24 protein-coding genes and 1 tRNA gene are annotated in these 23,950 nt (G+C 68.7%); 14 read left to right on the forward strand and 11 right to left on the reverse strand.

Going from position 1 to position 23,950, the window contains the following annotated elements; translation table 11 throughout:
• Nucleotides 1-3: 3 nt before the first annotated feature.
• From CDO46_RS06485 to CDO46_RS06515, 7 genes are all read right to left on the reverse strand, one after another.
• Entirely contained in the window at nt 4-717 is a 714-nt protein-coding gene (locus CDO46_RS06485; RefSeq protein ID WP_087837745.1) for an ABC transporter ATP-binding protein, read from the reverse strand.
• The gene (locus CDO46_RS06490; protein WP_087837746.1) at nt 710-1,468 is read right to left on the reverse strand and encodes an ABC transporter ATP-binding protein; all 759 of its coding nucleotides are present in this window, start codon (nt 1,466-1,468) and stop codon (nt 710-712) included. Before CDO46_RS06490 ends, CDO46_RS06485 begins: the two co-directional genes overlap by 8 nt.
• Complete coding sequence (locus tag CDO46_RS06495) at nt 1,465-2,451, reverse strand: branched-chain amino acid ABC transporter permease (protein WP_087837747.1); 987 nt, start codon at nt 2,449-2,451, stop codon at nt 1,465-1,467. Before CDO46_RS06495 ends, CDO46_RS06490 begins: the two co-directional genes overlap by 4 nt.
• 2 nt (nt 2,452-2,453) lie before the next feature.
• On the reverse strand, nt 2,454-3,323 hold the full coding sequence (locus tag CDO46_RS06500) for a branched-chain amino acid ABC transporter permease (RefSeq protein ID WP_087837748.1): 870 nt from the start codon (nt 3,321-3,323) through the stop codon (nt 2,454-2,456).
• A gap of 64 nt (nt 3,324-3,387) precedes the next feature.
• A complete protein-coding gene (locus CDO46_RS06505) occupies nt 3,388-4,569 on the reverse strand; it encodes an ABC transporter substrate-binding protein (protein ID WP_087837749.1) in 1,182 nt (393 codons plus the stop codon).
• A 219-nt stretch (nt 4,570-4,788) separates the two neighbouring features.
• The gene (locus CDO46_RS06510) at nt 4,789-5,148 is read right to left on the reverse strand and encodes a protocatechuate 3,4-dioxygenase (RefSeq protein WP_087837750.1); all 360 of its coding nucleotides are present in this window, start codon (nt 5,146-5,148) and stop codon (nt 4,789-4,791) included.
• 10 nt (nt 5,149-5,158) lie between these two features.
• The gene (locus CDO46_RS06515; protein ID WP_087837751.1) at nt 5,159-6,043 is read right to left on the reverse strand and encodes a gallate dioxygenase; all 885 of its coding nucleotides are present in this window, start codon (nt 6,041-6,043) and stop codon (nt 5,159-5,161) included.
• Nucleotides 6,044-6,266: 223 nt separating this feature from the next.
• Between CDO46_RS06515 and CDO46_RS06520 the strand changes: the two genes are divergently transcribed.
• Nucleotides 6,267-6,995, forward strand: coding sequence for a GntR family transcriptional regulator (locus CDO46_RS06520; protein WP_087837752.1), 729 nt, complete (start codon nt 6,267-6,269; stop codon nt 6,993-6,995).
• Here CDO46_RS06520 and CDO46_RS06525 read toward each other — a convergent pair.
• Nucleotides 6,992-8,098 carry an acyltransferase gene (locus tag CDO46_RS06525; RefSeq protein ID WP_087837753.1) on the reverse strand — a complete coding sequence of 369 codons (1,107 nt, stop codon included), beginning with the start codon at nt 8,096-8,098 and terminating at the stop codon, nt 6,992-6,994. The two genes, CDO46_RS06520 and CDO46_RS06525, sit on opposite strands and share 4 nt — an antisense overlap.
• A 185-nt stretch (nt 8,099-8,283) precedes the next feature.
• Between CDO46_RS06525 and CDO46_RS06530 the strand changes: the two genes are divergently transcribed.
• Nucleotides 8,284-9,051 (forward strand): SDR family oxidoreductase, encoded by a 768-nt coding sequence (locus tag CDO46_RS06530; protein WP_087837754.1) that lies wholly within the window; start codon nt 8,284-8,286, stop codon nt 9,049-9,051.
• A 25-nt stretch (nt 9,052-9,076) separates the two neighbouring features.
• On the opposite strand, the gene hpaR is transcribed toward CDO46_RS06530, so the two are convergent.
• On the reverse strand, nt 9,077-9,499 hold the full coding sequence (hpaR, locus tag CDO46_RS06535) for a homoprotocatechuate degradation operon regulator HpaR (RefSeq protein WP_243724536.1): 423 nt from the start codon (nt 9,497-9,499) through the stop codon (nt 9,077-9,079).
• Nucleotides 9,500-9,705: 206 nt separating this feature from the next.
• Between hpaR and CDO46_RS06540 the strand changes: the two genes are divergently transcribed.
• The 11 genes from CDO46_RS06540 (at nt 9,706) to CDO46_RS06590 (ending at nt 20,316) form a co-directional block, all read left to right on the forward strand.
• Nucleotides 9,706-10,491, forward strand: a complete 786-nt coding sequence (locus CDO46_RS06540; RefSeq protein ID WP_176400669.1) for a fumarylacetoacetate hydrolase family protein — start codon at nt 9,706-9,708, stop codon at nt 10,489-10,491.
• On the forward strand, nt 10,488-11,246 hold the full coding sequence (locus CDO46_RS06545; protein ID WP_087837757.1) for a fumarylacetoacetate hydrolase family protein: 759 nt from the start codon (nt 10,488-10,490) through the stop codon (nt 11,244-11,246). Before CDO46_RS06540 ends, CDO46_RS06545 begins: the two co-directional genes overlap by 4 nt.
• Before the next feature lie 38 nt (nt 11,247-11,284).
• Entirely contained in the window at nt 11,285-12,742 is a 1,458-nt protein-coding gene (hpaE, locus tag CDO46_RS06550; protein ID WP_087837969.1) for a 5-carboxymethyl-2-hydroxymuconate semialdehyde dehydrogenase, read from the forward strand.
• A gap of 33 nt (nt 12,743-12,775) precedes the next feature.
• Nucleotides 12,776-13,774 (forward strand): tripartite tricarboxylate transporter substrate binding protein, encoded by a 999-nt coding sequence (locus tag CDO46_RS06555; RefSeq protein WP_087837758.1) that lies wholly within the window; start codon nt 12,776-12,778, stop codon nt 13,772-13,774.
• Nucleotides 13,775-13,791: 17 nt separating this feature from the next.
• Nucleotides 13,792-14,685 (forward strand): 3,4-dihydroxyphenylacetate 2,3-dioxygenase, encoded by an 894-nt coding sequence (gene hpaD, locus CDO46_RS06560; protein WP_087837759.1) that lies wholly within the window; start codon nt 13,792-13,794, stop codon nt 14,683-14,685.
• 1 nt (nt 14,686) lies between these two features.
• A complete protein-coding gene (locus tag CDO46_RS06565; protein WP_087837760.1) occupies nt 14,687-15,094 on the forward strand; it encodes a 5-carboxymethyl-2-hydroxymuconate Delta-isomerase in 408 nt (135 codons plus the stop codon).
• A gap of 6 nt (nt 15,095-15,100) precedes the next feature.
• Entirely contained in the window at nt 15,101-15,904 is an 804-nt protein-coding gene (hpaH, locus tag CDO46_RS06570; RefSeq protein ID WP_087837761.1) for a 2-oxo-hept-4-ene-1,7-dioate hydratase, read from the forward strand.
• A gap of 14 nt (nt 15,905-15,918) precedes the next feature.
• On the forward strand, nt 15,919-16,734 hold the full coding sequence (gene hpaI, locus CDO46_RS06575; protein ID WP_087837970.1) for a 4-hydroxy-2-oxoheptanedioate aldolase: 816 nt from the start codon (nt 15,919-15,921) through the stop codon (nt 16,732-16,734).
• A gap of 27 nt (nt 16,735-16,761) precedes the next feature.
• Nucleotides 16,762-17,751 carry a tripartite tricarboxylate transporter substrate binding protein gene (locus CDO46_RS06580; RefSeq protein WP_087837762.1) on the forward strand — a complete coding sequence of 330 codons (990 nt, stop codon included), beginning with the start codon at nt 16,762-16,764 and terminating at the stop codon, nt 17,749-17,751.
• Between the two features lie 157 nt (nt 17,752-17,908).
• Nucleotides 17,909-19,414, forward strand: a complete 1,506-nt coding sequence (locus CDO46_RS06585; protein WP_176400670.1) for an alpha/beta fold hydrolase — start codon at nt 17,909-17,911, stop codon at nt 19,412-19,414.
• A 194-nt stretch (nt 19,415-19,608) separates the two neighbouring features.
• The gene (locus CDO46_RS06590) at nt 19,609-20,316 is read left to right on the forward strand and encodes a TerC family protein (RefSeq protein WP_087837764.1); all 708 of its coding nucleotides are present in this window, start codon (nt 19,609-19,611) and stop codon (nt 20,314-20,316) included.
• Nucleotides 20,317-20,347: 31 nt separating this feature from the next.
• On the opposite strand, the gene CDO46_RS06595 is transcribed toward CDO46_RS06590, so the two are convergent.
• Together CDO46_RS06595 and CDO46_RS06600 are read right to left on the reverse strand one after the other, a co-directional pair.
• A complete protein-coding gene (locus CDO46_RS06595) occupies nt 20,348-21,307 on the reverse strand; it encodes a bifunctional GNAT family N-acetyltransferase/nucleoside diphosphate kinase regulator (protein WP_087837765.1) in 960 nt (319 codons plus the stop codon).
• An 83-nt stretch (nt 21,308-21,390) separates the two neighbouring features.
• A tRNA-Lys gene (locus tag CDO46_RS06600) sits at nt 21,391-21,466 on the reverse strand.
• Between the two features lie 153 nt (nt 21,467-21,619).
• Between CDO46_RS06600 and CDO46_RS06605 the strand changes: the two genes are divergently transcribed.
• On the forward strand, nt 21,620-23,917 hold the full coding sequence (locus CDO46_RS06605; protein ID WP_140416836.1) for a mechanosensitive ion channel domain-containing protein: 2,298 nt from the start codon (nt 21,620-21,622) through the stop codon (nt 23,915-23,917).
• Nucleotides 23,918-23,950: the final 33 nt, after the last annotated feature.

A 23,950-nucleotide genomic window follows, 5' to 3' on the forward strand; every position in this document is an offset into this window, starting at 1 on the left:
TGCTCATTGCACTTCCTCCAAACCTATCAACGACGCCAGCCGCTCCGGATCGCCGCGCAGATCGGGGCTGGCGCCCTGCCAGACGATGCGTCCCCGATCCAGTACCACGGCGCGCTCGGTCAGGTCCAGCGCCAGTTCGGCATGCTGCTCGACCAGCACGATGGACAGCGCGCCGCCCTCGCGCAGCTTGCCGAACGCCTCGACCAGCGCATCGACGATCACCGGCGCCAGCCCTTCGAAGGGTTCGTCCAGCAGCAGCACCCTGGGGTTGCCGATCAGCGCGCGGCCGATCGCCAGCATCTGCTGTTCGCCGCCCGACAACTGGTAGCCCAGGTTGCGCCGCCGCTGCGCCAGACGCGGAAACAATTCGTACACCCGCTCCAGGGTCCAGGTTCCCGCCGTCGCCGCCACGGTCAGGTTCTCCTGCACGGTCAACGACGGGAAGATCTCCCGCTCCTGCGGCACCAGCCCCAGGCCCTTGCGCGCGCGCACGTGCGCCGGCCAGGCGGCGATGTCCTGGCCCACGTAGCGCACGCTGCCGCCGTGCACCGTGTTCAGGCCCAGCAGGGTGGTCAGCAGCGTGGTCTTGCCCACGCCGTTGCGGCCCAGCAGCGCCAGCGCCTCGCCGGCGTCCACGTGCAGCGACACGTCCTCCAGCACCACGGTCTCGCCGTAGCCGGCGCACAGGTCGCGCAGTTCCAATACTCGTTCAGTCATGATGCCCCCGCTTGCCCAGGTAGACGTCGCGCACGCGCGGATCCGTCCGGACCTCGTCCACGCCGCCCTCGAGCAGTACCGCTCCCTCGACCAGCACGGTGATGCGCCGCGCGAAACGGAACACCAGGCTCATGTCGTGCTCGATCACCAGCACGGCGACGTCCTGCGGCAGGCGCTCCAAGAGTTCGAACAGACGCTTGCCCTCGGTGGACGGCACGCCCGCCACCGGCTCGTCCAGCAGCAGTACCCGGGGCTTGAGCGCCAGGGCCAGCGCGATCTCGATCTGGCGGCGCTGGCCGTAGGCCAGTTCGCTCACCCGCTTGCCCGCCAGGTCGAGCAGCCCCAGTTCGCGCAGGCATTCCACCGCTTCCTGGACGAATGCCGGGCGCGCCGGCAACGGCCGCCCGATACGGCCGTCCAGGCCGCGATGCGCGGACAGCGCCAGGCCGATGTTCTCGGCGACGGTCAGGTGGTTGAACAGCGAGTTGATCTGGAAGGTTCGCGCCAGCCCGAGCTTGACGCGTTTCTCGGCCGGCATGGCGGTGACGTCCCTGCCCTCCAGCAGGACCTTGCCCGCATTGGGCCGGATCACGCCGGTGATCTGGTGCACCAGCGTGCTCTTGCCGGCGCCGTTGGGGCCGATCAGCGCGTGGCGCGCGCCCGCCTCCAGCGTCAGGTTCACGTCGCGGGTCACGCTCAGCGCGCCGTACTGCTTGCACAAGCCCACGAGTTGCAGCGGAGGGTTACTCATTGCGCGCCCCCCCTGCTCGTCCACCGGGCCAGGCAGCCCGACAGCCCGGTGGGCGCGAAGCGCACCACGACGATCAGCAGCACGCCCAGCGCCGCCAGCCAGTTGGTCGGGTCCAGCGCCGCCGCGCGGTCGGCCAGCAGCATGAAGACGATGGCCCCCAGGAAGGCGCCGTACAGCCGGCCCGTGCCCCCCAGCGCAAGCATGACCAGCACGTTGGCCGACATGGTGAAGCCCAGGCTGTCCAGCCCGACGATGTTGTTGACCTGCGCCGACAGCGCGCCCGCGGCCCCGCCCAGCGCGGCCGAGATCGCATACAGCGTCAGCAGGCGCCGGCGCACCGGCACGCCCAGCAGCGCCATGCGCGTCGGGTTCTCGCGCACGCCCTGCGCGGTGAGACCCAGCGGCGAGCTGACCAGGAACTTGCAAAAGACATAGACCAGCACCAGCACGGCCAGCGCATACCAATAGGCGGTGCGGCCTTCGATGTCGAACTGGAACAGGCCCAGCACCGGGGCGATCGAATAGCCGGTCAGGCCGTCGTCGCCCATGGTGAGCGGCTTGGCCACGTTGGCCAGCTCCAGCAGCAGCGTCGCGCAGACCAGGGTCAGCATGATCTGGGTCAGACCCGCGGTGCGCAGCACCGCCAGGCCGGACAGCAGCCCCACGACGGCGGCCGCCGCCATGCCCACGAACAGGCCAGAGATCGGCTCGGACGAGACGTGCATGGCGTACAGGCCGGCGGCATAGGCGCCGGTGCCGAAGAAGGCCGCGTGGCCCAGGGTCTCGATGCCGCCGTAGCCCTGCGCGATGTCCAGCGACAGCGCGAACACGATCATGATCAGCACGGCGGTGGCCAGGGCCAGGTACAGGTCGGCCAGGAAGAAGGTCGCGACCGCCGCGCCCAGCAGCACCAGGTCCAGCAGGTTGTAGCGATGGCGCGAGAACGCGCGCGCGACGGATGAGTTCAGGGAAGGTGTCGTCATGATCAGTTCGCCACGAGGCCACGGGGGCGCACCAGCAGAATCGCCAGCACCGCCAGGTAGATCACGAAAGCGCCCAGCGCGGGCAGGTAGTAGCGGCCCAATGTGTCGATCAGGCCCAGCAGCAGGGCCGCGTACAGCGAGCCGCGCAGGCTGCCCAGGCCGCCCACGGCCACCACGATCAGCACGATGACCAGATACTTCAGGCCATAGTAGGGCTCGAGCGGCAGCATGGGGCTGCCCAGCGCGCCGCCCAGCGCCGCCAGCCCACAGCCGATGGCGAACGTGACCGAGAACACCGCCGGCACGTTGATGCCCACGCAGCGCGCCATGCGCTGGTTGTCGACCGCGGCGCGCAGGCGCGCGCCGAAAGCCGTGCGTTCGATACCCAGCCACAGCGCGAGCGCGACGGCGGCGCTGGCCACGATCAGGAAGGCGCGATAGACCGACAGGTTGAGCGGCCCCACGCTGAAGTTGCCCTGCAGCGAAGATGGTAGCGGCAGGGATTGCAGCTGCGTGCCGGCCAGGTTCTTGACGATGGCCGTGATGACGAAGGTCAGGCCGATGGTCATCAGCAACTGGCCCAGTCCGTGGGTGCCGTAGACCCAGCGGTACAGCGTGCGTTCCAGCAGCGCGCCGATGGCCATCGTGGCCACGACCGCCAGCGGCACGGCCAGGAAGAAATGGACGCCCGCGCGCTGGATGAACCAGAGCGCGATGTAGCCCCCGATCATGGCGAAGGCCGAATGCGTCAGGTTGACCACGCGCATCACGCCCAGCGTGATGGTCAGGCCGACCGAGATGAGGAACAGCATCATGCCGTAGGCGATACCGTCCACGGCAAGACTCAGGAAAGTGGCGAGCGTCGATGTCATGCGTCATCCGGCGCGAGGAAGGGATGGGGCGGACGCGGCGCCGGGGCCGCGTCCGCGCGGGGAATCACTTGTTGATTTCGTGCCAGGGATCTTTCACGGCGGGATAGGTATGGAACACCTTGTTGCCGAGCTTGCCGTCGATCTTCTCGACCTTGCGCATGTAGACGTTCTGGACGATTTCGCGGGTGCGCGGGTCGATGCTGACCGGGCCGCGCGGGCTATCCCACTTGTAGCCCTTGATGGCGGCCATGGCCTTGTCGCCGTCCTTCGCGCCGTTGGTGGCGCGTACCATCTGGTCGATCAGCCGCATGCCGTCATAGGCCGCCACCGACGCCACGCTCGGCAGCTCGTCCTTGCCATACTTGGCCTTGTAGGCGGTCACGAATTCCTTGTTCAGGGGCGTGTCCAGGTAGGGCGAGTAATGCAGCGCCGAGGTCAGGCCCAGCGCCGCGTCGCCGATCGGGGCGATGTCCTCTTCCTGGGCTTCGTTGGTCACCAGCAGCGTGATGCCGGCCTTGTCCAGTTCACGCTCCTTGAAGCTGCGGATCATGCCGGCCGACATGGGGCCCACCGGCATGAACATGAATACGGCCTGCGGCTTGAGATCGCGCACGCGCTGCAGGTAGCTGGAGAAATCGGTGGTGCCCATGGGCACCTTGATCTCGCCCACCACCTTGCCGCCCAGCTTGGTGAAGGTCTGGCCGAAGGCTTGCAGCGCGTCGTGCCCGGGGGCGTAGTCCGCCGCCAGGATCACGGCGTTCTTCATGCCCTGGTCATAGGCCCACTGCACCAGCGGGATGCTGACCGTCCACTGCGTGAAGCCGGCGCGCACGTAGTATTGCGACTTGTCGGTCACGCTGGAGGTGCCCGAGTTCAGGATGACGTAGGGCGTCTTGGTCTGGTTGATGACATCGACCGCGCCCAGTACCGTGGGCGTGAAGACGCCGCCGATCAGGTACTGCACCTTGTCGCGCACCACCAGTTCCTGCGACAACTGGCGCGCGCGCTGGGGATTGGATCCGGCCTCGTCGCGCGACAGCACCGTGACGGTATGTTCGCCGAACTTGCCGCCGTGCTGCGCCAGGTACAGGTCCACGCCGCGCTGATATTCCCGGCCCCACCAGGTGTAGGCGCCCGAGAACTGGCTCAGCAGTCCGACTTTGATCTCCGCCGCGGCGGCCGTTCCCGCCGCCGTCACGGCAGCGGCCGCGCACAGCAGCCCCGCCACGCGTTTCGCGATTCGCATAGTCTCTCTCCTTGGCGCGCTGCGCCTATCGTCGGTGGTGTTGCGATGTAATGGTGTAGCTAAGGCACAGTGGATCCGGCTCCGCTGGTCCGCCAGTGCCGCCCCCACGGGACCCAGCGCCGGGCCGCCCCAAGGCGGGTCCCGGCCCCCTCGGGGGGCTGCCGCGTAGCGGCTGGGGGCTCACCATGCTGGGCGCGCGAAGCGCGTACGGGGGGACCTCTACCTGGCGTCCGGCACCCGTCTCGTCTTCATGAACGCCTCGAAGCTCTCGCCCCGCATGATGGCGTAGATCTCGAGGTTGGTTTTCTTGACGACCCGGCCGAATTTCTCGAGCACGAAGAAGTTCACGCCGTGCCGGATGAGGCCGAGCCAGTCGCGGGCGCGCACCAGCGCCTTTTCCTCTTCCGTGAGCCCGGCCGCATCCATCGTGCCTTCCTCGTCGGCCACGAAGCGGTCACGCCAGTCGGCGCCTATCATGTTCCAGAAGAAGCGGTTGATCTTCAGCGTGCGGTTGCTGACGCGCAGGTCGAACGCGTAGGTGCCCGGGATCTGCTCGATGCCTTCGAGTTGCGGATTCATCGGATGCTCCTCAGGCCACGGCCGCGGCGGCCGGACCGGTCTGCCGGGCGATGGGCTCGCCTTCCTCGTACAGCACCACGGTCATCGCGGTGGTGGTGGCCAGGTAATAGTTCTGGTGCAGCTTGCGCAGCGGGCCGGTGCCCAGCGCGCCCCGCATGGACAGCCACATGATCTGCTCCACGCTCTCGGCGCCGCCCAGGCGTACGTAGTCGGCGTGTTTCATCCGCATCAAGGCTTCGGGATCTTCTTCCAGCAGGCGCAGGAACTCCATGTCCCACTCGGTATTGTTGAAGCCGGTGCGCTCGCCATGGACCTGGTGGGACAGGCCGCCGGTGCCCACCACCACCACCTTCAGGTCCTCGGGATAGGATTCCACCGCGCGGCGCACGGCCTGCCCCAGGCGATAGCAGCGGCGCGCCGTGGGCAGCGGATATTGCAGCACGTTGATCGCGACGGGCACCACGGTGCCCGGCCAGTCGGGCTGGTGCGGCCAGAGCAGCGGCAGCGGCGACGCACAGCCGTGGTCGATGGGCTTGTCCTGGAAGACGGTGATGTCGAACTCGTCGTTCACCAGGGACTCGGCGATGTGGGCCTGGAAATCGACGTTGCCACGGATGGCGGGCAGGTTGCGCAGGCCCGCGCCCTCGTCGGCGATGGGAAAGCGTTCGCCCACCCCCAGCGCGAACGTGGGATACATGTCGAAGAAAAAGGTCGTGCAGTGGTCGTTGTAGAAGAACACCAGCACGTCGGCCTGCTTCTCGGCCAGCCAGGCAGCCACCGGCTTGTAGCCGTCGAACAGCGGCGCCCAGGCCGGATCGTTCTGCTTGCCCTTGTCGTAGGCGACGCCTATGGTCGGCACGTGCGAGCTGCCGATGCCGCCGATGATTCTTGCCATGATGCGTACTCCGTCTTTAGGAAGCCGGCGCGGCCGCATCGCCATGCGCCACCGACCTTTTTATGCGTAGCGGAGATTATATGGGATCCCAAAATAAAGCAATTAGGGGTTTTTTCGAGGCTCGATGCCCGTTTGGGATCCAATACGGGATCCCAAACGGGTCTTATACTTGCATCCACCTCGTCAACCGCGGGGCGGCCGCATCATCACTCAGGGAGCACGCATGCAGCAGACCACGACCATGCTGCATATTCGTGAAATGATCCTCCGGGGCGAACTCGCGCCGGGAGAACGGGTCCGGGAAGCCGACCTGGCCGAACGGCTGGGCACCTCGCGCACGCCCGTGCGCCAGGCGTTGCCCGCGCTCGCCCAGGAAGGGCTGCTGGTGCCGTCCGGCGCCCGCGGCTTCGCGGTGCGCGCCTTTTCCGCCCGCGAAAGCACGGAGGCCCTGCACGTGCGTGCCGCGCTGGAGGGGCTGGCGGCGCGCGCGCTGGCCACCAACGGCGCCAGCGCCGAACTGCTGGCCGAACTCAAGGACTGCCTGGCCCAGGGCGATCGCATCTTCACCGACCGCCGCCTGTCGGACGACGACGAGATCCGCTACGCGGAAATGAACGCGCGCTTCCATACGCTGATCCTGGAAGGCGCCGACATGCCGCTGCTGGCCAGCCTGGTCAGCCGCTGCAACATCGTGCCGTTCACCGACCCGCTCACGCTGGCGTTCGACACGCAGAGCCGGGACATGATGTTCAATTTCCTGTTCTACGCCCACCGGCAGCATCACGCCATCGTCACCGCCATAGAAAGCGGGCAGGCCGACCGGGCCGAGAACCTTTTCCGCGAGCACGCCTATACCCAGGTCCAGAGCCAGGGCGCGGATTTCGAGAAGGAAGCGGGACTGACCTCGGCCGCCGGAGCCCGGCGCCATCGCCCCGGGCCGAGGCTGGTCTAGAGCCGCGCGTAGACCGCCAGCGCACCGCCCACGGCGAACAGCGCGACGACGGCGCGCCGCGCCACCGGATCCAGCGTCCGGCTCTCGACCAGCCGATGGAAGGCGGCGCCGCCGGCCAAGCTGACGAGCACCGCCACCCCCATGCCGAGGGCGTTGATGCCGGCCTGTTCCGGATAGAAGCGGAACACCAGCGCGCTGACCACCAGGCACAGCGGGAAATGCACCAGGAACACCGAATAGGAGATGCGCGCGAGCCGGCTCAGAAAATCCGGCACGCCGACGGTCTCGAGCCAGCCCGCCTGGCGGGCCGCCCCCAGCAGCAGCATGATGGCCGCCGCCACGACGATGCGTTCGCGGAAGTCCGTGGCCAGCGCCGCGGCCACCACCCCCGCCATGGCCACCAGCAGCAGGCCGCCCCTGGGACGGCCGGTCAGCCAGTAGGCGCAGCATCCCAGGCCGTAGTAGGCGAAGAAATAGAGCGCGGTCTCGTCCCAATAGGGATTGCGGTTGAAGACGAACAGCGACGCCAGCGTCAGCCCGCCTATCGCCGCGGCGCCCAGCCACCCCCAGGCGGGGCGGCGCAGGCTGATCCAGCGCGACAGTCCCAGCAGCAGCGCCATGACGCTGAACAGCTGGAAGTCGATGCCCACGTACCAGACGCCTGCCGACAGCGACTCCTGGCGCAGCAGGCCGTTGCTGAGCAGCATGTGGGCCGCCAGTTGCGGCGCCGTGGGCGAGTCCGGGATGGAATCGTGCTGCATCCAGGCCCGCGCCAGCGCGGCGCAGGCCATGGCCAGCACCAGCGCCGCCATGAAGGGCACGGCCAGCCGGAAATACCGCCGCTTGATCACCGCCAGGGGCTGCTCCACCCGTGACACGCCCGCCGGGGCGAAGGCGCGGGCGGCCAGGAATCCCGACACCACGAAGAACGCCATGACGGCCATCCTGCCGTAATGCATCAGCGCATCCAGCACGCGCGGCATGAGGGGGTGGGCGATGTCGGACATGGGGCCGTAGAAGGCCAGGTGATGAAGCACGATGGACAGGCAGGCGACGGCCTTGATCGCATCGATCAGGGGCATGCGGGGAGTGGCGGTGGACATGGCCAAGGGAGTGGCGAACCGGCGTTCGACGCGACGCGTTTGTTCGGAGGTGGCGCGTATCTTAGCGCCGGCGCCCCGCCCGGATCGGCGAAACGGCTTTTTTACAACACTCTTCGGCCCGGCGGCACGGGGCCGGCATGCGGCTTGCGTCCGTAGCGGCTCCCGCACACGATCAGGGAAACGACATGAAACTCCAGGACAAGATAGCTTGGGTGACCGGCGCCGACAGCGGCATCGGCCAGGCCGTGGCCGCGACGTTCGCCCGGGAAGGCGCCGACGTGCTGGTTCACTATCACCGGGACGAGGAAGGCGCGCGCGCCACGGCCTCGCAGGTGCGCGCGGCGGGACGGCGCGCCGAGATCCTGCAGGCGGATTTCTCGAATCCCTCCAAGACGCAGGCCTTCTTCGAACAGGCGTTCGAAAAAATGGGAGGCCTGCACGTGCTCGTGAACAACGCCGGCGCCGGATCCTCGCGCCAGAACTCGCTGGAGATCCCGCCCGACGAGTTCTCGTGGATGCTGAACATTAATCTTGTGTCGCCCTGGCTGCTGTGCCAGGCCGCCGCGCGCCACATGCAGTCCGAGGGAGGGGGCGCCATCATAAATATTACGTCGGTGCATGAAGAAATTTCCCTGCCCGGCAGCGCGTCCTACGACGCGGCCAAGGCGGGCTTGCGCTCGGTCACGCGGACGCTGGCCCTGGAACTGGCGCCGCGCGGCATCCGCATCAACAATGTCGCCCCCGGCATGATCGCCACGCCCATGACGCAGGATCGCCTGAAGGATCCGGCCCAGGCGCGCGAATCGGCTGCGCAGATTCCGCTGGGCCGCCCGGGCGACCCGCAGGAAGTGGCCAACGTCGTCCTCTTCCTGGCCTCGGACGAGGCCAGCTACGTCACGGGCAGCAGCTACTTCGTGGACGGCGGGCTGATGCGCAACATAGGGGGCACCTGATCCCCGGCGGCGCCGGGCGAGCGGTTCAACGGCGTCCGGGCGGCTCGCCGTCTCCGTCCCGCAAGCCGGCCAGCAGGCCATCCAGCACGTCGTAGGCGCGACGCATGGCCTCGACGCCCAGCAGCGCTTCCAGTTCCTGGTACTTGGCTTCCACCTTGGGCGCGATGGCCTTGGCGATGCGCTTGCCCTGCGCGGTCAGGGACACGCGCAGCCGGCGGCGGTCGCCCGGGACCGGCTGGCGCGCGATCAAACCCATCTCCTCCATCCTGGCCAGCACGCCCGTGATGCTCGGGCTGGATATCTGGCAGCACTCGCCCAGTTGCCTGGGTTCGAGCTCGCCGCTGTCGTACAGCGCGCGAACGATGCGCCATTGCTGGTCGGTCAATCCCTGCTCCTGCAGATAGGGCCGGAACTGGGCCATCAGGGCCTCGCGCGCCTGGAGCATCATGAGCGGAAGATTGCGATGGCGGAAAGGGGCTGGCGGCATGCGGTGAAAGGCGCGCGCGAGCGCACACCGGATTGGGGACCAGCCAATGTTATCACCGGGTAAATACGGGTCCCCCGATGACGCGCGCAAATTGACTTCACTAACATGTTAGTGATTAAATCCAGCCATCGGCGATGCGACAAGAACGAAACCAGGGAGACCTCCGCATGAGGCTGTTCATCGAGGACACGCTGTTCCATGCCGCGGGCGCCCCGCTGCCGCTCGACCTTCCCCACGCGCGGGCATGCGATGCCCTGGCCACGGGCGAGCCGGCGCGGCCCCCCATGGCCGGCACGGTCTACGGCGTGCTGCACAACGACCCGGCGGCGCTGGCCGCGATGGGAGACCGGGTCCTGGCCCCGCCCTACAAGGCAGCCCCCAAGGCCCCCGTGCTCTACATCAAGCCTCGCAACACGCACCTGGGCCATGGCCGCGCCATCCCGCTCCCGCCCGGTGCCGAGGCCGTCCAGGTAGGCGCAGCGCTGGGCGCGGTCATCGGCCGCACCGCCTGCCGCGTCGCCCCCGGCGACGCGCTGGACTACGTGGCCGGCTATACCGTGGTCAACGACGTCACCCTTCCCCACCGCGAGTTCTACCGGCCGTCGCTGCGGCTGCGCGTACGCGACGGCTTCTGCCCCATGGGCCCCTGGGTGCGCGCGGCGCGGCAGGTCGGCAATCCGGACGCGCTCGACCTGCGCGTCTGGATAGACGGCGCCCTGCGCCTGCGGTCGAGCACCCGGGGCTTCCTGCGGCCCCTGCCCCAGCTCATCGCCGACGTGACCGACTTCATGACCCTGCAGCCGGGCGACGTCCTGCTGACCGGCCTGCCCTGGCCGGGCGATTTCGACGGACCGCTGGCGCACGACGGGCAGCGCGTGGCCATCGAGATCGAGAACGTCGGCCGGCTCGAGAACCCGGTCGTCCGCGCGTCGGTCCAGGGAGGTTCGGCATGAAGACCGCCCGCGTCGCCTACTCCGGCGCCATCCACACCGCCACGCCTTACGACGACAGCCGGCTGCGCCTGGCGGACGGCCGCATCGTCCTGCACGACGACGTCGTCTGGCTGCCGCCGTTCGAGGCGGGCACCATCGTCGCGCTCGGCCTGAACTACGCGGAGCATGCCAAGGAACTCAGCTTCGGCGCCCAGCAGGAACCGCTGGCCTTCCTGAAGGGGCCGGGCGCGCTGATCGGCCATCGCGGGCACACGCGCCGCCCGGCCGACGCCACCTTCATGCACTACGAGTGCGAGCTGGCCGTGGTCATCGGCCGCAGCGCCGCCGGCGTCCGCCGCGACTGCGCCATGGATTACGTGGCCGGCTACACCGTGGCCAACGACTACGCCATCCGCGACTACCTGGAAAACTGGTACCGCCCCAACCTGCGCGTCAAGAACCGCGACACGTGCACCGTGCTTGGCCCCTGGTTCGTCGACGCGGCCGACGTGCCCGACCCGCATGCGCTGGCGTTGCGCACCCTGGTCAATGGCGTCGTCACACAGCAGGGCAACACCCGCGACATGGTGTTCGACATCCCCGCGCTGATCGAATACCTGAGCGGCTTCATGACCCTGGCCCCCGGCGACGTCATCCTGACCGGCACGCCGGACGGCGTGGTCGACGTCAAGCCCGGCGACGAAGTCATTACCGAGATAGACGGCATCGGCAGCCTGCGCAACACCATCGTGGGCGACGACGTGTTCGGCCGCTGAACTTCCTTTCCGCCGTTCAACAGGACTCCATCATGTCCCTGCACATTTCCCACCTGATCGATGGCCGCGAGGTCGACAGCGACCAGGCCTTCGACACCGTCAACCCGGCCGACCAGTCCGTGCTGGCCACCGTCGCCTCGGGCGGCGAAGCCGAGGTCCGGGCTGCCGTCGCGGCGGCCCGGGCCGCCTTTCCCCGGTGGGCCGCCACTCCCGCCGCCGATCGCGGCCGCATCATGCGCAAGCTGGGAGAACTGATCCAGCGCCACGTGCCCGAGCTGGCCGATTGGGAAACGCGCGACACGGGCCAGGTCATCGCCCAGACCGGCAAGCAGCTGGTGCCGCGCGCCGCCGACAACTTCAGCTACTTCGCCGAGATGTGCACGCGGGTGGACGGCCACACCTATCCCACGCCCACGCACCTGAACTACACGCTCTACCATCCCGTGGGCGTATGCGCGCTGATCTCCCCGTGGAACGTGCCGTTCATGACGGCCACCTGGAAGATCGCGCCGGCGCTGGCCTTCGGCAATACCGCCGTGCTGAAGATGAGCGAGCTCTCGCCCATCACCGCGTGGCGGCTGGGGCAGCTCGCGCTCGAGGCCGGCGTGCCCCCAGGCGTGCTGAACGTGGTGCACGGCTATGGCAGGACGGCGGGCGAGGCGCTGGTGCGCCACCCGGACGTCGCCGCCATATCGTTCACCGGCAGCACCGCCACCGGCAACCGCATCATCCAGTCCGCGGGCCTGAAGAAGTTCTCGATGGAACTGGGCGGCAAGAGCCCCTTCGTCGTGTTCGAGGACGCCGACTGGGAACGGGCCATGGACGCGGCCGTATTCATGATCTTCTCGAACAACGGCGAACGCTGCACCGCCGGCTCGCGCATCCTGGTCCAGCGGTCGATCTACCGCCGCTTCGCGGAGGAGTTCGCGGCCCGCGCCGCGCGCATCACCGTGGGCGACCCGCTCGATGCCGGCACCATCGTCGGTCCCATGATCTCCCGCGACCACCTGGCCAAGGTCCGCCGCTACATCGAACTGGGCCAGGACGAAGGAGCGGAACTCCTGGCCGGCGGGCTGGACGCGCCCGATCTTCCCGCGGAGGTCCGCGCCGGCAACTTCGTGCGCCCCACGGTGTTCGGCAACGTTGGCAACGACATGAAGATCGCGCAGGACGAGATCTTCGGTCCGGTCGCCTGCCTGATCCCCTTCGACGACGAGGCCCACGCCATCCGCCTGGCCAACGACATCCGCTATGGGCTGTCGTCGTACGTGTGGACCCGGGACCTCGCGCGCGCCCATCGCGTGGCGGCGGCCATCGAGGCCGGCATGTGCTTCGTCAACAGCCAGAACGTGCGCGACCTGCGCCAGCCTTTCGGCGGCACCAAGGCCTCCGGCACCGGCCGCGAGGGCGGCACCTGGAGCTACGAGGTCTTCCTGGAGCCCAAGAACGTCTGCGTCTCGATCACCGACCATCACATCCCGCACTGGGGCCGTTGAGTCCCGGCGCACCCACGACAACCAGGAGACGACATGACCCAAGCCCCCCTCCCCGTGTCCCGCCGCGCCCTGCTCCGGCTCGCGGCGGGCGGCGCCCTGTCGGGCCTCGCCCTGCGCGGCGCGCGCGCCCAGCAATCGTCCTATCCGAACCGGGCGGTGCGCATCATCGTGCCGTTCACGCCCGGCGGCACGACCGACGTGGTCACGCGGCTGGTCGCGGCCGAGCTGGGCCGCCAACTGGGGCAATCCTTCATCGTCGAGAACAAGCCGGGGGCCGGCACGGTCGTGGGCGTGGAAGCCGCGGCCAAGTCCGCCCCCGACGGCTACACCCTGATCACCGTGGCCAACAGCTTCTGCGCCAACACCTCGCTGGTGAAAAAGCTGCCCTACGACCCCGCCGACCTGCGTCCGGTGGCGCTGATGGGCATGTCCGAACACGTGCTGGCGGCCAACCCCAAGAGCGGCCTGCGCAATCTGGCGGACCTCGTCGCCGCCGCGCGCAAGGCGCCCGGCTCGCTCAGCTATGCCTCCTTCGGCAACGGCACCTCGGCCCACCTGGCGGGCGAGATGCTCAAGATGCAGGCCGGCATCGACCTGCTGCACGTGCCCTACAAGGGCCAGGCGCCGGCGCTGAACGACCTGCTGGGCGGGCAGGTGACGGTGATGTTCGGCAACTGGCCGGAATTCCGCGGCCACGTGGACGCCGGCCGGCTGGTGGCGCTGGGCATGGCCACGGCCGAACGCTCCGTGTACGCGCCGCAGGTGCCGACCCTGGCCGAACAGGGCGTGCCGCTGGAATCCAATTCGTGGCAAGGCGTGCTGGCGCCGGCGCGCGTGCCGGAGGCCATCGTGGCGCAGCTCAACGGCGCGATCAATGCCAGCCTGCAGGCCCCCAAGGTCCAGGCAACGATGCGCGACGGCGGCATCGCGTCGATGGCGGGATCGGTGGACCGGTTCGACGCCTTCCTCAAGAGCGAGACCGCCCGATACGCCGAGGTGGTGCGCCGCGCGGGCATCACGGTGGACGTCTGACGAGGCCGGGAGCAGATATGGGAACACTCGCCCTGGCCGCCAAGATCACCCACGTGCCGTCCATGTACCTGTCGGAACTGGACGGGCCGCACAAGGGCTGCCGGCAGGCCGCCATCCACGGGCACGTCGAGATCGGCCGGCGGTGCCGCGAACTGGGCGTGGACACCATCGTGGTGTTCGACGTCCACTGGCTGGTCAACAGCGAATACCACATCAATTGCGCGCCGCGTTTCTCGGGCTGCTACACCAGCAACGAGCTGCCGCACTTCATCAAGAACCTGTCCTACGAGTACCCCGGCAACCCCGAACTGGGCCACCTGATCGCCGACGTCGCCAACGAGATGGGCGTGCCTACTCGCGCGCACAGCGCCACCACGCTTGAACTGGAGTACGGCACGCTGGTTCCCATGCGCTACATGAACGCGGACCGGCACTTCAAGGTCGTGGGCATGTCCGGATGGTGCGTCTGGCACGACCTGGCCGCCAGCGCCCGGCTGGGGCTGGCGGTGCGCCGCGCGATCGAGGAACGCTACGACGGCACGGTGGCCATCTTCGCCAGCGGCTCGCTCAGCCACCATTTCGCGCAGAACGGCATGGCGCCCGAGTTCATGCACAAGGTATGGGATCCGTTCCTGGAGCAGGTGGACCGGCGAGTGGTGGAACTGTGGGAACGGGGAGACTGGCGAACCTTCTGCCCCATGCTGCCCATGTACAACGAGAAGTGCTGGGGCGAAGGCGGCATGCACGACACGGCCATGCTGCTGGGCGCCCTGGGCTGGACCGCCTACGACCAGCCGGTGGAGATCGTCACCCCCTATTTCGGCAGTTCCGGCACCGGCCAGATCAACGCCATCTTCCCGGTGACGCCGCTGCCGCCGGATACCTTCCTCGACACGCCCCCGGGAACCTGACATGCCCCACCTCGTCCTGCTCTACAGCCCGGACATCGAGCGCGATGCCGACATGCCCTCACTGTGCCGCAAGCTGGCCGACACCCTGATCGCCCAACGCGACGAGCAAGGCCGCCAGGTCTTCCCCACCGGCGGCACCCGCGTGCTGGCCTATCCGGCGGCGCATGCCGCCGTCGCCGACGGCGCGGGCGACTATGGCTTCCTGTACGCCAACCTGCGCATGGCGCCGGACCGCAGCCCGGCGGTGCACCGGGCGGTGGGCGACGCGCTGGCCGCCACGCTGCGCGATGCGCTGAACCCGCTGCTGGCGCGCCGCCCGGTCGGCATCACGGTCCAGGTCGACGAAAGCCGCGACCAGGTCTACGACGCCAAGCACAGCAGCCTGCATCCCCTGTTCAACCGGAAATGACCCTCCATGATTAGCGAAACCCGCATCGCCGAGCTGGCGGCCGAATTGCACCAGGCCGAGAAAAGCCGCAGCCAGGTCGGACACTTCTCCAAGCGCTTCCCCGACATGACGATCGAGGACGGCTACGCCGTCTCGCGCGCCTGGGTCCGTACCAAGATCCAGGAAGGCCGCGTCGTGCGCGGTCACAAGATAGGCCTGACCTCGCGCGCCATGCAGTTGTCCAGCCAGATCGACGAGCCCGACTACGGCACGCTGCTGGACGACATGTTCTTCCACGACGGCACCGACATCCCCGCCGAACGCTTCATCGCGCCTCGCATCGAGGTGGAGCTGGGCTTCATCCTGGGCCGTCCCCTGCGCGGACCAGGCGTGACGCTGTTCGACGTGATGGCCGCCACCGATTACGTCGTGCCCGCCGTCGAGATCATCGACGCGCGCATCGAACAGTTCGACCGCGACACGCGCGCGCCGCGCAAGGTGGTGGACACCATTTCCGATAACGCCGCCAATGCCGGCATCGTCACGGGCGGGCGGCCGGTCCGGCCCGACGCGGTGGATCTGCGCTGGGTCGGCGCGCTGCTCTACAAGAACGGCGTGATCGAGGAATCGGGCATCGCCGCCGCCGTCCTGAACCACCCCGGCAACGGCATCGCGTGGCTGGCCAACAAGCTGGCTCCCTGGGGCGAGTCGCTGCAGGCCGGACAGATCGTGCTGGCGGGCTCGTTCACCCGCCCCGTGCCCGCCCGGCCCGGCGACGCCTTCCACGCCGACTACGGGCCCCTGGGCTCCATCGCCTTTCGCATCGCCTGATGCCGGGAGCCGCCATGCAACTGCCCATCAATACCTTCAAGCGCGCGCTGCGCGATGGTCCGCCGCAGATCGGCCTGTGGGTCGGCCTGGCCGACGGCTGCGCCGCCGAGATGCTGGCCGGCGCCGGCTTCGACTGGCTGCTGATCGACTGCGAGCACGCCCCCAACGACGTACGCACGGTGCTGTCGCAATTGCAGGCCGTGGCGCCCTACCCGGTCCATCCCGTGGTGCGGCCGGTGACCGGCGATCCCGCGCTGATCAAGCAATACCTGGACGTCGGCGCCCAGACCCTGCTGGTGCCCATGGTCGAGACCGCCGAACAGGCCGCGCGCATGGTGGCCGCCACGCGCTATCCACCGCACGGTATCCGCGGCGTCGGCAGCGCGCTGGCGCGCGCCTCGCGCTGGAACGGCGTGGAAGGCTACCTACACCGCGCCGACGACGAGATGTGCGTGCTGGTCCAGGTGGAATCCAAGGCCGCGCTGGCCAACCTCGAGGCGATCGCCGCCACCGAGGGCGTGGACGGCGTGTTCTTCGGCCCCTCCGATCTCTCGGCCTCGATGGGGTTCATCGGCCGGCCGGGCGAACCGGAGGTCCAGCGGGCCATCGCCGACGGCATCGCCGCCGTGCGGGCGGCGGGCAAGGCCGCCGGCATCCTGTCGGCCGATCCGGTGCTGGCCAGGCGCTACCTGGAAATGGGCGCGCGCTTCGTCGCCGTGGGCGTGGACATCACCTTGCTGGCCCAGGCCGCGCGCCGCCTGGCCGCAGGTTTCAAGACCGGGCAGCCTCCGGCCGCCTCCGCCGATCCGCCGGCGGGCAGCGTGTACTGAGCGCCCCAACCACCAAGGAGACGACAGATGAAATCCCCCCACCGCGCCCGGCGTGGCGCACTATCGAGGGCGATGGCCGGACTTGCGGCACTGCTGCTGACGGCGCCGCTGGCCTGGGCCCAGGACTCGAGGCCCATCGAATGGGTCGTCGGCATGGCACCCGGCGGTGGCACCGACACCGTCGCGCGCGTGCTGGCCGAGGCCATGGGACGCACGCTGCAACAGAGCATCGTGGTCGTCAACAAACCGGGCGCGGCCCACAACATCGCCACCGACTATGTCGTCCGTTCCAAGGACTACGGCCACGTCATGGTCACCGCCGACTACGCCACCCTGGCCACCAACCCCTTCCTGTACAGCAAGCTCACCAACGATGCCGAGCGCGACCTGCGCCCGGTGGGCATGCTGGTCCGCTTTCCGCTCATCCTGGTCGTGCGCGCCGACTCGCCCATCAAGGACTTCAAGGGCTTCATGGCCTGGGCCCGCACCCAGCAACAGGGCGTCAGCTACGGTTCGCCCGGCCCCGGCACGCCGCATCACCTGGCCACCGAACTCCTGCGCGAGCGCACCGGCCTGAACCTCGTGCACGTGCCGTATCGCGGCGCGGCCCCGGCCATCCAGGACATCATGGCCGGCCAGATCCCGTTCATGTTCGTCGAAAGCGGCAGCGGCATCCCCTACATCACCGGCGGCAAGCTGCGTCCGCTGGCCGTCGCCAGCGCCCGGCGCATCGAGTCGCTGCCGGACACGCCCACGCTGCAGGAGGAAGGGCTGAAGGACTTCGTCGCCTTCGCCTGGCAGGGCCTGTCGGTCCCCACCGGCACGCCGCAGGCCACCATCGACCGCCTGAACCAGGCGCTGGTGGGCGCGCTGCAATCGGCGCCGGTAAAAGCGCGCTTCGAGGCCCTGGGTATCGAGGCCATGCCCACCACCCCGGCCGAGATGGCCAGCTTCTCGCACGCCGAGAAGGAGCGCTGGGGCAAGCTGATACGGCAGATCGGGTTGAAGATCGACTGAGCCCGCCCTAGCCAAGCCCCGCCCCAACTGGCAAGATGGGATCGCCGCAGGGGCGTCGGGCGTTCCAGGCATGGGGGCAGGGACAATGGCAAGGACAAGAACGAGGCACCGGGGCCGGCATGGCCACCCCCGGGCGGCGGCGGTCGCCGCCCTTCTTTTGGCCGGTTGCGGTGGCGGTTCGGACGAGGGCGATACGGCCGCGAGCAAGAACCTGGCCGCCACCACCGTGGCCGTCGCCGCACCCGACTGGCGGGCTTGCGAAACGGTCTTTCCGGACGGCACCGTGCCGTCCCGGGTCGACGGCGAACGCTACGACTGCGCCGTGGTCCGGGTCCCGCTCGACTACGCGGACCCCAAGGGCAAGACCCTGGACCTGGCCCTGCGCCGCCGGCCGGCCGACGACGCACGGAACAGGATAGGCTCGCTCGTCATCGAACCCGGCGGACCGGGCGGCTCCGGCGTCGGCGCCGTCCCGGACTTCGCCGGCAAGCTGTCGGCGCAAGTGCGGCAACGCTTCGACATCGTCGGCTTCGATCCGCGCGGCGTCGGCCACACCCGTCCCACCGGCTCGCCGCCGGACGCGCCCGCCTTGCGCTGCGGCGGCGCGCTGGCGACGTACTTCGCCCACGACCTGGGCGACACCACCGCCGTCGGCGCCAAGGCGCTCGACGCCGCCGCGGCCGCCTACGCCCGCACCTGCCGCGACGACCCCGTTTTCCCCCTGATGGGCACGATGAACGTGGTCCGCGACGTCGAAGTGCTGCGCCGCGCCCTGGGCGACGCCAGGCTGACCTACCTGGGCGTGTCCTACGGTACCGAGGTCGGGATCGTCTACGCCGACCTCTATCCTTCGCACATCCGCGCGATGATCATCGACGGCGTCGTCAATCCCGCCCAGTCCGGGACCACGATACTGGTGAACCAGGCAGTCTCCTGGAACCGGGGGCTGGAGCGATTCTTCTCCTGGTGCGCCGGCAACGCCGGGCAATGTCCGATGCGCGACCAGGCCGAAGGGCAGTTCAGGGAAATGCTGGCCCGGGCGCATGCCGCGCCGGCGCGGATGGATTACAAGGGCACGCCCATCCCGCTTTCCACCGGCTGGCTGACGCTGGTCTCCGTGCTGAGCATCTACGAACCGGTGGCCTATCCGTCCCTGGCCGTCGCCATCGGCGCCGCGGCGCAGACGCCGGCGGACTGGGATCCCATGCGGGCGCAAGCCTCCGGACTGGCGAACAGCGAATCGCTCGGCCCGGCGGTCTGGACGACGTGCATGGACCAGCCCCTGCCGCAGGGCGCGGCGTTCGAGGACATCGTGGCGCAAGCCGCCGCCGCGGCGCCGCTGACCGGCGCGGTACAGGCCAACATCAACCGGCCCTGCGCCCACCTGCCCGTGGCGCCCGATCCCGTGCCCACCAACTACCGGGCGCAGGGCTCGCCCCCCATCATGGTGTGGGGCACGACCGGCGACCCCGCCACCCCGTTCCAGAGCTCCAAGGACGTGGTGGCGCAGCTCGCGAACGCATCGCTGTTCGTCTTCGAAGCGGACCAGCACGTGGCCATGGGAGGAGGTCCCGGCAGGAAGGCCTGCGTGGTCGACGTGCAGTCGGACTACCTGCTGACCGCCACGCTGGTGCCGCAGAAGAACGCCTGCCGGGGAGATTGACCCCGCTTCCGGGTGCGGGCGGCACAAGCCGGCCCCTGCCGCCCGCCCCCGGCAAGAGTGACCATTCCAATAGTACTATTATTAGAACGTTTCCCGCGCTTCCTGCCTAGAATGGCTGGCAATCCATCCCGCGCGAACGGACATCCCGGTCGCCTCGATGCGTCGTCCACGTTCTTTCAAAGGGGGCCAGGGTCATGCTCGAACTCATCGAGACGCTTCATTGGGGCGCCGTCTTCCAGATCATCCTGATCGACATCCTGCTGGGAGGCGACAACGCCATCGTCATCGCCCTGGCCTGCCGCAACCTGCCTCACGGACAACGGATAAAGGGCATCCTGTGGGGCACCGCCGGCGCCATCCTGCTGCGCGTCCTGCTGATCGCCTTCGCGCTGGCGCTGCTCAGCATGCCCTTCCTGAAGATCGTGGGCTGTGCGCTTCTCATCTGGATAGGCATCAAGCTGCTGGCCCAGGAGAAGGACGCGCATGGCGACATCGATGGCGGCACGTCCGTCTTCGGCGCCATCCGGACCATCATCATCGCCGACTTCGCCATGAGCCTGGACAACGTCATCGCCATCGCCGGCGCGGCCGAAAGCGCCCACCTCGGGCACCAGCTGTACTACGTGATCTTCGGCCTGTGCGTCAGCGTACCCGTGATCGTCTGGGGCAGCACGCTGGTGCTCAAGCTGATAGACCGCTTCCCCGTGATCGTCACGCTGGGCGCGGGCATGCTGGGCTGGATCGCCGGCGGCATGCTGATCAGCGACACCTTCGTGCTCGAACACGTGGGCGAACCCGGCCCCATGGTCGAACTCGCGGTGCAGATCGTCGCCGCGCTGTCCGTCATCGCGGTGGGCAAGTGGCTGGTCATGCATCGGCGGCACCAGCCGTCCATCGGCTAGGCCGATCGGCGGCTGTGAGCACAGCACGAACCTACAGGTGGAAATCCCCGGCGGCTTCCGGCTGGTAAAGCACTTTCTCGATGCAGATACGGCGGGTGCGGTCCGAAATCCGCCAATCGATGGCATCTCCCTCCTGGTAGCCCAGGATCGCCGCGCCGACGTCGGAGCACACCGACAGCTTCCCGGCACTGCCGTCCGCGTCCTCGGGGTAGACCAGGGCCACCTCCACTTCCTCGTCGTCCAGATGCAGCAAGGCGCGGGAATTCATCGTGACGACGCTCCGCGCCACTTGCCGCGGATCGACGACGATGGCTCGCTCGATCTCGTGCTCGAGATCGACCACGGCCGGCCCCTGCTCGAGCGCGATCAGGCTGCTGAGCCGGGCCTTGTCGATTTCGGTGATATGGATATCGGTGGAATCGCCCACGGCGTTTTCGCGCAAGAGCCGGAGATAGTGCTCGACAGTCATGGAAAACGACTTCAGCGTCGGCGTTTCGCTTTCAGGCAGGAAGCCGCAGCGCAGGAAGGCTTTCAGCGAACGCGCGTTGTCCGGGTGGATCTTGGCGATGAGTTTCTCGGCCCGCATGTCGAAGAAGGCGAGCTTCATGCCTTCGAGGATGGCGCTGGCGCCGAGCTTGCGACCCCAGTTGTCGCGATCCCCGATGACCAGGACTATCTCGCAGTCCGGCCCCGTCTTGACGAGGCGCACGAAGCCCACCGGCACATCGTGCCGGTCGTAGGCCATGAAGAATCGGCCGCCCTGGTTGAACAGATGGGTCAGGATGGGCAACTGGACCCGGCCGATGACCTGTTCGATGAAGCGGGAGACATGGCGCGAATCGCTCAGATAGCGGATGACGCGCTCATCTTCCAACCAGTCCATCAGAGTCAGCGCGTCTGCCCGAGTGATCTCTGGACATAGCGAAATGAAAGGCTTGTTCATCTTCACCACACGTGGCTGCGAATGAAAGCCCTTCATGGCCACGGCCATGACGGTTCTTTCGACAAAAAACGCACAAAAGAAAAACGCCCTAGGCCGCCGGGCGCCTAAGGCGTCTTTCCTTGCTGAATTCTTGGTGGGCTGTGAGTGGCTCGAACACTCGACCTACGGATTAAGAGTCCGCTGCTCTACCAACTGAGCTAACAGCCCTGCAAAGAAGCAAGATTATAACGACTTTTTTCGACTTGTGCGAATCAAGGCCTGCCGCTCCCTTTCCGGCCGGCATCGACTTCCGCGGCCGCCCCCGCCAAGCCGCCCGCGCGGCTGGGTAGAATCGCCCTATCCCCTCTTCAGACCGCCCCCATGCAGACACGACGCCCACGCCCCTGGACCGCCCTCGCCCTGCTGTGCCTGGCCCTCTGGATGTCGCGGCCGGCCGACGCCGCCGCTCCCGACCCCGCGGCCGTGACGCCGGCCCAGGCGCGCCAGGTCCTGGACCTGCTGCGCGACGACGCCCGGCGGGCGGAACTGGAGCAGACGCTGAGCGTCATCGCCGAGGCGACGGAGCAGCAGGCCGCCCCGCCGGCGGCCGCGCCCGCCGCGCCGGAAGCGCCGGTCGCCCTGGAGAAGGACGGGCTCATCGCCCAGGCCTTCACGCAGGCGGGCAAGTGGGTGGACTCGGCGCTGGGCGAACTGCGGCTGACGGGAGCGACGCTGTGGTCGCTGCGGTCGGCGGGCGCCTGGTGGCAGTACTACCTCGGCACGCCGGAGGCCCGCACGGCGACCTTCCAGGGCCTGGGCACGATTCTGTTGATCCTGGCCGTGGCCCTGGGCGTGGAAGCGGGTATCGGGCGACTGCTGCGCCGGCCGCGCGCGATGCTGCTGGCCTACGCGGAACGCCGGTACATCCCGGATACCGTTCCGCCCTCCGCGCCCGACCCCGACACGGAAACGCCCGCCGAGCCCGACCAGCACCTGCGCATCGTGCGCCGGCTGCCCGCCGCGCTGGCGCATGCCATCCTGGCCCTGGTGCCGCTGGCCGGCTTCCTGGTGGTGGCGACGATACTGATGAGGCTGTTCGGCGCGCCGGCCGCCGGCTTCTATCCGTTCATCCTGCCGCTGATCGGCGCCTACCTCGCCATGCGGCTGACGATGACCGCGCTGCGCCTGCTGACCTCGCCGTCGGGTGCCTGCCTGCGCCTGTCCCGGCTGGGCGACGAATCGGCGCGCTATCTGGACACCTGGCTGCGGCGCGTGGTGGCGGTCGGCGCCTTCGGCGTGGCCGCGACCGAGATCGCCTACCTGCTGGGGGCCGGCGACGATGCGCGCAACGCGCTGTCCAAGCTGGTGGGCCTGGCCGTGCACGCGATGCTGATCGTCATGGTGGTCCAGCGGCGGCGCCAGGTGTCGCGCTGGATACGCGGACAGGAACACGAGGGGCTGCGGGCGGTGCTGGCCAATGTCTGGGCGCCCACCGCCATCGCGGTCATCGCCGGACTCTGGGTGGTATGGGCGCTGGGCACGGCCAGCGGGCTGTCGCAGTTGCTGCACTATGTCTGGCGCACGGCGCTGGTCATGCTGGCGGCTACCGTCCTCAGCATGATCCTGCTGGGGGCGCTGGACCGCGCCTTCTACAGCGACGCCCCCGCGGCGGGCGGCGGCCAGCCGGGCCGGCGGCCCTACCAGACGCTGGCGCAGCGTGTCGTGATGATCCTGGTCTTCGTCGCCACCGCGATCGCGCTGCTGGAGGTCTGGGGCGTGCACGCGCTGGACTGGTTCGAGGCCGGCACGGTGGGCCGCAGGCTGGTCTCGGCCACCGCGACCATCGCGGTGGCCTGCGTCCTCGCGCTGGTCGCCTGGGAAGCCGCCAATCTGTCGATCAACCGCCGAATGGAGCGCTGGACCCGGGCCGGCGATCTCGCCCGCGCCACGCGGCTGCGCACGCTGGTCCCCATCCTGCGCACGACGCTGTTCATCGTAATCGCGCTGATCGTGCTGTTCACCGCGCTCAACGAACTGGGCATCAACATCGCGCCCCTGCTGGCCGGCGCCAGCATCATCGGCGTGGCCATCGGCTTCGGCTCGCAAAAGCTGGTGCAGGATTTCATCACCGGCATCTTCCTGCTGATGGAGAACGCGATGCAGGTGGGCGATTCGGTGACGCTGGCGGGGGTATCGGGCACGGTCGAGTACCTGTCCATACGCACGGTGCGGCTGCGCGCGGGCGACGGCGCCCTGCACGTGGTCCCCTTCAGCGCCGTGGGCACGGTCTCGAACAGCAACCGCGGCATCGGCAACGCCTCCGTGCGGGTCAGCGTCAGCGCCGACTCGGACCTGGACGAGGTCATCGCCGCGATCCGCAACGTGGGCGAGGAAATGCGCAACGACCCCGACCTGGGTCCGCTGATGCTGGCCGACCTGGACCTGTGGGGCGTGGACCAGGTGGACGGCGCCTCGGTCACCCTGGCCGGACAGATCCGCACGCTGGATCGCGGCAAGGCCGCGGTGCAGCGCGGCTTCAACCAGCGTCTCTATCGCCGTTTCAAGCAGTTGGGAATACAGTTTGCAAATCCGCAGGCCAGTTTCGTCCGCCGCCTGGACGGCGACGGACGGCAGGCCGCGGCGCCGCAACCGTCGGCGGGCGGCGGCTCGGAGGCTTGACCCCGGGCATGAGTCTTGCCGACTCGACCACGC

Origin of the sequence: Pigmentiphaga sp. NML030171, assembly GCF_002188635.1 — a bacterium.
In the GTDB taxonomy this organism is placed as follows: domain Bacteria; phylum Pseudomonadota; class Gammaproteobacteria; order Burkholderiales; family Burkholderiaceae_B; genus Pigmentiphaga; species Pigmentiphaga daeguensis.